This window comes from Deferribacter abyssi (genome assembly GCF_049472655.1).
Lineage (GTDB): Bacteria > Chrysiogenota > Deferribacteres > Deferribacterales > Deferribacteraceae > Deferribacter > Deferribacter abyssi.
In genome coordinates this window covers 1-7,887 of sequence record NZ_JAQNCS010000032.1, presented here as the reverse complement: position 1 = coordinate 7,887, position 7,887 = coordinate 1, and the positions used below count along the sequence as shown (strand labels likewise).

Here is a 7,887-nt window from a genome sequence, read left to right as displayed (position 1 = left end):
GAAATCGCTTTTTGACAGCTTAATTCCAATTCCTTTGCAGAGTATTCATCGGATAATTTTAATATCGCAATACAGGTTCTATAAGCATTTACAGGGTGATTCCTTGATTCCATTATCATTTTCATCAACTTAGTCGTATTTAAGCCTATTTTAGATGCCCAAAAAAATATTCTTTTTGGACTCCATCTTTCTTTACTCAATACGTGGTTAGGTGGCATATGTTCATCCAAAGTAGAAGCTTGACCTTTAATAAATAACCTGGGATGAACTGCTATTAATTTACCTTTGAAAAATATTTCTACGGTAGTGTTGGAATACCATACATCAACCTTTGATTTTATATATTGATAAGGAACAGAATAATAATTACCTGCAACTTATGTTAAAGGTAAAATAATTCCCCAGTAAAAGGCCCTTAAAATTCCCCACCTGTGTATGTTAACATCCTCCACCGAGAACACAGGTAGGAGGAAATAAGATGCTGGGGGTTGAGATGTATTACACAGTTCAAACACTATTAAAGCAGGGCAAAAATATTTCCCAAATAGCCCGAGAGCTTGGTATTGACAGAAAGACAGTAAGAAAAATCAGAGATAAGGTGGAAGATGGAGGAGTAAGTCCACCTAAATTTTCAAGGGAGAGCCTATTAGACCCTTACCGAGAAGAGATATTGGATTATCTATCAGAAGGGTTATCAGCGGTATTAATCCACCAGAAATTAACTCAACAATATGAATTATCAGTAAGTTATAGTTGTGTTAAAAAATATGTGAGGAAATTAAAGGGCCAAGGTGGGGTATATGTTCCTTTGATATCCCCACCTGGTGAAGAAGCTCAAGTAGATTTTGGTTACATAGGCTACTTTTATGATACTAAACTTGACAGGAAAGTAAAGAGCTGGGTATTTTGCATGGTATTATCCTTTAGCAGGTATAAATATTATGAAATTGTTCAAAGTCAGGAGGTATCAACATTTCTTAGATGCCACATAAATGCATTTGAGTTTTTCAATGGGGTACCTAAGACAATAAAGATAGACAATCTAAAATCTGGAGTATTACAAGCAAATTTTTATGAGCCAACGATACAGAAAGAATATGCTAATATGCTTTATTATTACGGTAGCAGTCCTATAACATGCAAGGTAAGGTATCCTGAAGAGAAGGGCAAAGTTGAGAGTGGCATAAAATATGTGAAGAATAATTTTTTTAAGTCACTTAAGGAGAAAGATTTTCATAAGGTAAAGGGGTTACTTAAAAATTGGCAGGATACCGTTTGTAATAAAAAAATACATGGCACAACCAGAAAGATTCCTTTTGAACAATTTAAAAAGAAAGAGCAAAAGAAATTGCTGAAATTACCTGTTGAGAGATATGAAATATATGAGTTATCTGACAGAATAGTCAACCGTTATGGTCATATTACCTACAGATACAATTACTATTCCGTCCCCCACACTTATGTTGGTAAAAAGGTACACATACGTTGTAATGGCAGGATATTGAAAGTCTATAATGAATTACACGAAGAAATAGCAGTTCATACCTTATCAAACACAACAGGTGAATTCATAACCCAGGAGTCTCATAATCCTAAATTACAGAAAACAGATTATGATTCAAAATCTCTTTCAATTGGAGAGTATGTATATGAGTTTTACAAGAAATTATCCCAGGAAAAACCTCGCCATTATCAGCGTATAATGAGTAGAATTTTTAATTTATCTAAGAGATATGGGGAAGAAGTAGTTAACTCAGCTTGTAAAAGAGCAAATAAGTTCAATTCATTAAGTTATCTATCAGTTAAAAATATATGCGAAAAGGGGCTTTACAAGGAGAAAGAGATTTCACCTGATGAGTCTGTAAGGGGTAATGGTTATTCTAACGATTTAAGCCAGTATGATTTATTAACCGATAATTAGGAGAGCAAAATGATAAAAGAAATCAATAATAAACTAAAAAGATTTAAATTATCTGGCGTAGCCAAATCGCTGGAAAGCAGAAATAAATATGCTATAGAAAATAGTTTGAGCTATTTAGAATTTCTGGATTTATTATTAGAAGATGAATTAATCAATCGTCAGAGTAATTCATTTAAACAAAGATTCAATAAATCAAAACTCGATTCTTCAAAAATATTATCGAGCTATGATTTTAATTATCAACCTGAACTAAAAAAGCAGGAGATATTGGATGTATGCAGTTGTCGTTTTATTGAAGAAAGGAAGAATATAATTTTTATGGGTAATCCTGGAGTAGGTAAAACACATCTTGCTAATGCTATAGGTATAGAAGCTTTGAAAAATGGTTATAAAGTACTATTTATTCATGCAAATGATATGGTTGCCAAGTTGATATCAGCTAAGGGTGATGGTAGTTATTTTAGTGTTTTAAAGCAATTTTTAGGAGTTGATTTACTGATAATAGATGAGGTTGGATTTAAGAAAATACCGTTGAATTATGTAGATGAATTTTTCGAAATAATCAGACAAAGATATGAAAGAAAATCTGTAATTGTAACAACCAATAGGCCTTTTGAGGAATGGGGTAATATCTTTGGTGATGTAGTTCTTGCATCAGCAATAATAGATAGATTAATACATCATGCTCATATTTTTAAAATAACAGGTAAAAGTTATAGAATTAAGGGTTTACAAAAAGTTAAAACTGATAACTTGTAACTGGGGAATTTTAAGGGCCATAAGGTGGGGAATTTCAATTGACAATGACAGAACAGAAGGAGAAAGACAAAAAACTTCATTTTTAATAAAGATAGTGGTATTTTTATCTTGTTTAAATCCCATATCAGATAACACATTTTTTCCATATTGCATTGTTTTAATGTGATTACCACTCATACCAACATCACTTTAAAAAGTATAAAATTGTAAAAGTCAAGTAAAAATCCCCACCTTATCGTAGAGGGGTACAAAGATATTTACCACTTAAAAGTTAACAAGTATAAGAAAAGTATGGTTGATTATACAAAACATCATCATGGAAAATCATTTAAATCTGGTAGTAAAAAAAATAAGATGAGGATATTGCACAATTAAATGCTTTTTATAATTTAACTAAATTAACGAATTTGCCATAACACAAAATCTAACATCTTTACTTTAGATATATTTAAATTCAGAAATTTACTTTGAAACTTTTCTACCAAAAATTCCCCTATTCCAGTTGATAAAAAATCATTAACAACCTGTTGCAATTGCTCATACAAGATTATTATCTTTTTTGCTCTTTCATTTGATTTATAATTTGGTAACTTAAGATTGGTATTTTTCAAAACAAATTTATCAATAACTGGCATATCAGGATTTATTGTCGCTACAAGTTTGCTAGCAAACGAGGCTTCTAGCTTCCCTGTTTTTTCTTTCAAGTCAAATAAAATATCAGCAAATGAAACTTTTTTATTATGCTTATTTTGTTCAAGTATATTATAAAAATGCAACTGCCAGACCTTATTTCTTCTTACTCGATAAAAACCATTAAATTTTCTTTGAAATTCAAGATCAATTGTTACATCAGTTATCATAAGTTTTTCTTGTAAATATATGTATTTATATAATACAGTATTATCTATATTCTCAACTACTCTGGTCACATCATCTAAGGTGAGTTGAATCATTTAAATTTTCTCCATAATACAATATTAAACAAGATATTCCTTAAATTCAAGTAATGGTAGTTCTACTTAATTTTTAGTTCCAAGAAATACCTGTTTCCAATTTTTTCCCATTCAAAAGTGTAAGAATTACTTAACTGTACTTTAACATTTTCTTTCCCTTTTAAGCCGGCATAATGAAAAGTTGAGTTTGGTTTTGTTACAGCACCATCAAACATGGTGGTAAATACTGTACCAATATCTCTTTTTGATTGTGTTATATACTCAGTGCTATTAGTTATCATATAAAATCTACCAATATTATAGCCATATTTATCACATGCAATTTCTAATGCTTCTATGTCTACAAAAGTATCAATTCGCCCATAATCCTGAGCACCTTGTTGTGCTGTTTTAAATTTCAACTCAATAGCACAAGAAACATTTTATTTCAAAAAAGAACAAGTAATATCAATATATTTTGTTTTTCCTTTGACATTTCCAAGTTTTGTTTCTAAATCAACTACAAAAATATCATCACGCTTTGTACAATATTGTTCACCAATCACTGAAATAATGTGAGCAAGATAATGTTGGAAAGGTGCTTCTTTAGAAATTTGATGTCTTCCCTCAAGAAATCTAGTTTTTAATATTCGCCAAGAAATTTTAAGAATTTCTTCAATACGTTGTATATAACTTTTTGGTATTAAATCTATTTGTTTCATATTGCTACATATTGTAGTTTCTATTGATAAATCTAATCTTAACTCTATATTTTGTCAAATGATTAATAATCTAAAATGTGATTTAACTTTGAGGAAAAATATATATTTTCTTTAAATTCAACTTGTCCTAACAAAAAAAGCTCCTTTAAAACTCACATAAAAATCTCCTATGATGTTTATTCTAAATCAGGAACTAATTTGAGTTTATAAAAAGCAAGTGTCGGTATTTGACGTAAATAAAAATTTTGTAATATTACTTCTTGGAATTATTAATATCTTTGAAGTCTTTTTCTATATAACTTGCTGCTACTTCAAACCAATTTTCTAAAAATTTTTGTTCTTCTTTTTGGAAATTATCTTTCAAGTAATTTAATTTTATTATTATTTTGTTATTATTAAAATGATAATTAATAAAAGGATATTTAGATAGCATTTTTATACAATCGACACTACCAAGTTTGGAAGGATAAGGAATTGATACACTCTTACATACATACTTCAAATTATCTCTTTCAAATTCACTCCACCCATTTAAGATATTATCATATATCTTATTTCCAAAATATACTGTACTATTTAAATTCTCACTTTGATTAGTTCCATTTTGAGACTGTACTATTCGACCAAACGTTTCAGAATTACTCATAACACTCAATTCTTCAAAATTTGCTTCATCTGTATTTTCATCATATAATATTTTTTCCAATTCATCAGCAACATATAAGGTCTGTTCTACAGAATACTTTAATTCATTTTCATCTAAAAATACATTTCCATCACTATCAAAAGTAACTAATATATAAGAGCAACAACTCAAGTATTCAAAGCCTGTTTTCTCATCATCTATTTCAATTTTTACTAAAGGATAATTGATTAGTAGTTTTTTTATTGTTTTAATTTTTTTTTCAAATAAATCCTTGTTAGTAAAAACATCTTTTTTCTTAGCTACTGGAGAAACAACTTTAAGATAGAAATTAAAATTTTTCTTCTCAAAACCATTTACCGACGATAAAGGTAAATAACCACAAAAAACTATTGCTGGCTGATAACGTTTTTGATCCTTGTTTGATATTGTTGTATTCAAATAAAATAACTTTGAAGTTGGATTATTTTCAGACCAAAATTCTATAATTTTTTCAATTTTAATTCTATTTATGTTTTGATGTTTTTCAAAGTAATCCAATATCGATGTAACAATGTTTTTACCATAAATTTTTTGTTTATCACTTTTAAAGCAATTTATATCAATTAAGTCTGACTTATTTATTTCAAATCTTGCTGGATACGGATCTTCCAATAAACTAATATCATTATTAGGTTCTCTTAAATATGCTTTCCAGTTACTTTCAAATTTATTATCTATTTCAGTGACTTCTTCAGGTTCTTCACCTTTATCTATAATAGCTTCTGCTCTTCGTTTATATTTTATAAACTGGGATACCTGCAGTTCATCCACAGAATCTTTTAATACTGGATAACAAATATTCATTGCTGACAGATTACTTCTATTAGCCTTCAGTTTTCTATGTACCTTTCCTAAAAACCTATCTACTCTGCCATTACGCTGTTCATCTGCACCTTGAGTCCATGCTATTCCATAATGGATAATATTGTTACAATAATAATGTAAATTAACCCCTTCTTGTAAAACAGAGGTAGCAACAATATTGTTTGGATAAAATGGAGTATTAAATAATTGGATTATTGTATCACTTTTTGTTGCTCCATGAAAGCCATATACAGGCACACCACTTTCAAAAATTCTAAAATCATAATCAGGTAACATTTCTTTTTTTAACCCCAATACTTTTTGCCAAATATACTTAAAGTAATTTAAAGATTCTTTCATTAAAAGGTAGGTACGACTTTTTTTAAAATCTTTTTTAATTGTTTCAATAAAACTTTCATAATTATTTTTATTTTCATTAACCAAATACCAACAAAATAATTCAATTATTGCATCTGAAGCAAATATTAATGCTTTTTTTGTAAAATTACCCAAACCTTCCCATTCATATTCACTAAAACTATCTATTAACTGTTTTGCCTCTTTATTTTGTTTAAAAAACAATGTCCAAAGTGTATCAAATTCTCTTTTTGCACTTTTGCTGTTAGAATAATTTTTAATATTCTGATACTTAAGGAGTTTATAACTATTTTTATACCTTTGTCTTTTTGCACTTTCTAAATAATCTATTTCATTTCTTTTATTAATCAAAAAATCTTCAAATACATATTTTTCTGTTGGTTCTTCTTTATTAGGTGGTAGTTCAAACAACATTGAAAATGGGGAGTTTGGATCTACTAATAAGTTTCTAAAATTAGACCCTAATGTAGAGGATTGTTGTTCTTTTTTTCTAACAAAATAATCAAGGACCACACAGTTTTTAAAATTGCTGTCATCATTAACTTCCGATATTTCAAAATCTAAGTTATTTTCTTTTTTTGCAAATTCTGGGAAATGTTTTTTAATCAAATTATCTAACTCTTTTCTTTTATTAGGCATTTTTAAATTTTTTGGAAGCTTTAGGTTTTTCGTTAATTTCTCAAATAGAATCTTATCATACTCTCTCAAAAGTCTTTCTGTCAATTCTTTTACTGATGGGATTCTACGTACAAAGATAATGTTTTTTTCAGCTTCCTTACCATAATTAATAGCATCCCTTTCTTTTTCAATTATATTATTAACAATTTTATCATACTTGGGATGTGAAGGTGGTTTTTGAAAAATAGAAGTATATTTTTTTACAATATTTTTTAATATTTCATGATCTAAACCGCGGGTATAATCTTGACTTTCTATATCATTTTCACTATTTTCAACAGCATTGTTATCTTCCTCATAACTTATGATTTCACAACCTTCCAAATAACCAAAAGTAAGACGGTTTTCAGAAATATTTTGTTTCTTTTTTTCTTTATGTTCTTCCTCTTCTTTTCTCAATATCTTTCTAACCAAATGTTTTTGATAGACTGCAAAAAACGTTTCTGCTTTTAAATCCTCTTCAAAAGAAGCCTCAATAGCTGTCTCTTTTCTATACTGATATTTTATCTTATCCTCCAATCTTCTAAATCTCCTGTGAGCATATTCCTTTAAAATATCAGAATAGTCATTACACTTCTCAAGAAGCTTATTATTCACTTTTAGATTTAAGTAATTGAAATAATTAAATATATTTTTTATATCATCTTGTTTAGAATGGTTTGGAGTTGCTGTTATTAATAGCACTTTTGAGGCAATACCTTCATTTTCTGCATTGCTATTTTCTCCGATACGAGTGCCAAAAAAACCTTTAGCTACATTTACACGAAGACTATCTCCATGAAAATTTCTATAATAATGCGCCTCATCAACTATTAGTAGGTCATATTTGTTTTTAAGCTGCTCCCTATATTCTATTCCTTTTTTTAAAGCCTTTTTAGCAATTTCTTTTTTATTACTTTTATCTTCTTCTGGAATATTCAACTTAATGTGACTAAACATTGTCGTTTTTGCCACAAAAATTTGTCCATATTCAGATTTTGAGACTACTTCATCTAAATTATGGCAATA

Annotated in this window: 6 protein-coding genes and 2 pseudogenes; 2 read left to right on the top strand and 6 right to left on the bottom strand. The window is 28.6% G+C overall.

The window, feature by feature from the left end:
• Positions 1-218, bottom strand: a pseudogene (locus OWK30_RS11375) (IS21 family transposase); the annotation flags it as partial.
• 24 nt (positions 219-242) lie between these two features.
• Positions 243-365, bottom strand: a pseudogene (locus OWK30_RS11370) (Mu transposase domain-containing protein); the annotation flags it as partial.
• A gap of 113 nt (positions 366-478) precedes the next feature.
• On the opposite strand from OWK30_RS11370, the gene istA reads away from it, so the two are divergent.
• Positions 479-1,921: an IS21 family transposase gene (istA, locus tag OWK30_RS11365; RefSeq protein ID WP_423326587.1), complete on the top strand. Its 1,443-nt coding sequence runs from the start codon at positions 479-481 to the stop codon at positions 1,919-1,921.
• Between the two features lie 9 nt (positions 1,922-1,930).
• Entirely contained in the window at positions 1,931-2,680 is a 750-nt protein-coding gene (gene istB, locus OWK30_RS11360; RefSeq protein ID WP_423326585.1) for an IS21-like element helper ATPase IstB, read from the top strand.
• Between the two features lie 398 nt (positions 2,681-3,078).
• On the opposite strand, the gene OWK30_RS11355 is transcribed toward istB, so the two are convergent.
• The 4 genes from OWK30_RS11355 to OWK30_RS11340 all read right to left on the bottom strand — a co-directional run.
• Positions 3,079-3,633, bottom strand: a complete 555-nt coding sequence (locus tag OWK30_RS11355) for a hypothetical protein (protein WP_423326583.1) — start codon at positions 3,631-3,633, stop codon at positions 3,079-3,081.
• 62 nt (positions 3,634-3,695) lie between these two features.
• Positions 3,696-4,034 (bottom strand): hypothetical protein, encoded by a 339-nt coding sequence (locus tag OWK30_RS11350; protein ID WP_423326582.1) that lies wholly within the window; start codon positions 4,032-4,034, stop codon positions 3,696-3,698.
• A 21-nt stretch (positions 4,035-4,055) separates the two neighbouring features.
• The gene (locus OWK30_RS11345; protein WP_423326580.1) at positions 4,056-4,334 is read right to left on the bottom strand and encodes a hypothetical protein; all 279 of its coding nucleotides are present in this window, start codon (positions 4,332-4,334) and stop codon (positions 4,056-4,058) included.
• Between the two features lie 253 nt (positions 4,335-4,587).
• The coding region (locus OWK30_RS11340; protein ID WP_423326578.1) for a DEAD/DEAH box helicase at positions 4,588-7,887 on the bottom strand (3,300 nt) is incomplete at its 5' end.

Coding starts and splice junctions, on each gene's coding strand:
- istA (WP_423326587.1), top strand. CDS start 479: ATGCTGGGGGTTGAGATGTATTACACAGTTCAAACACTATTAAAGCAG.
- istB (WP_423326585.1), top strand. CDS start 1,931: ATGATAAAAGAAATCAATAATAAACTAAAAAGATTTAAATTATCTGGC.
- OWK30_RS11355 (WP_423326583.1), bottom strand. CDS start 3,633: ATGATTCAACTCACCTTAGATGATGTGACCAGAGTAGTTGAGAATATA.
- OWK30_RS11345 (WP_423326580.1), bottom strand. CDS start 4,334: ATGAAACAAATAGATTTAATACCAAAAAGTTATATACAACGTATTGAA.